Source organism: Xanthovirga aplysinae (genome assembly GCF_009711365.1).
Taxonomy (GTDB): Bacteria; Bacteroidota; Bacteroidia; order Cytophagales; family Cyclobacteriaceae; genus Xanthovirga; species Xanthovirga aplysinae.
Window position 1 is genome coordinate 1 of sequence record NZ_SMMB01000321.1, and the last position, 1,122, is coordinate 1,122.

Genomic DNA, 1,122 nt, shown 5'->3' on the forward strand with positions numbered 1-1,122 from the left:
TCAAAAACAAAATTCACCTCTTTACTGTGTCCAGGTTTCAGCTTCTTCTCCACTTGATTTATCTTTAAACAATCACAATTGGTAGTAATTTTTTGAATTTCCAATTTAGTTTTCCCCTTATTTAAGATTTCAAATGAACCCTTAGCCTTTTCCCCTTCTTCGAGCTTGCCTAAATCCTGGGATATTTTGTCGAGGGCAATCTTTGGAGCATGGGCCAACATTTTTTTTGTTTGTGGAGGAAAATAAGGCCGAATAAATGCAAATACAGATATTTCTTTTGTTCTATTGTTTTCTTCATCAGTATAAAACCTTAGCACATCCTTCTTATAACCTAATTCTTTTTTTGTCTTAGGTTGAAAAACCAATTGAATCACTCCCTTTTCATGAGGCCTTAAGGTCTGGGGATAATATTTATACCCTACATATGAAGGTCCTGAAATAGTATCATCAAAAATCAAAATCTGATTCCCTTCATTATAAACTTCCAATTTCCGTATTACGGCATCATTTAAACTAACCTGACCAAAAGACAATCTATTTTCTTTTAATCTCAAATCCCCAATTTTTACCGGAAATTCCCTTTCCAAATCTTCCATTCCTGGCACTACCTTTCCACTAATGGTCAGCACAAAGGGTTTCTCATCCACACTTGTAAACACCTCCACGTTCTTTTTGAAGTTTCCAGCCCGATTAGTAGGATCATAATAAATCTCCACAAAGCCTTTCTCTCCTGAACTCAAAGTATCCGTTGACCAAGATGGAGTGGTACACCCACAGGAAGCCTCCACTTTTGACAAGTAAACCTTTTTATTCTTGAGCACTTTAAATTCAAAACGGTGACTTTTTCCTCCCTCAGACTCCCGAATCACCCCGAAATCAAATGAAGCAGTCTCAAAATTAATAGATGGCTTTTTTTGTCCTTTAGCCGTATAGTATAACCCTACTAGTAGTAAAAGGAAACTTAGGGTTCTTTTCATATTGAAATTGATTTTAGTTAAATAGAATCCCAAAATTACTTAGGAATTAGAATCTTTTTAACTTCAGCTGCTAAAATAATTTTTATTTAGAACTAGACATCCCATTGCGCATAATTTTAGGCCAAAATTACTCTTCAGGTACTAG

Annotated in this window: 1 protein-coding gene; it reads right to left on the reverse strand. The window is 35.2% G+C overall.

The window, feature by feature from the left end:
- Positions 1-977: DUF1573 domain-containing protein (locus tag E1171_RS00950; RefSeq protein ID WP_155203194.1), on the reverse strand; the 977-nt coding region annotated here is incomplete at its 3' end.
- Between the last annotated feature and the right edge of the window lie 145 nt (positions 978-1,122).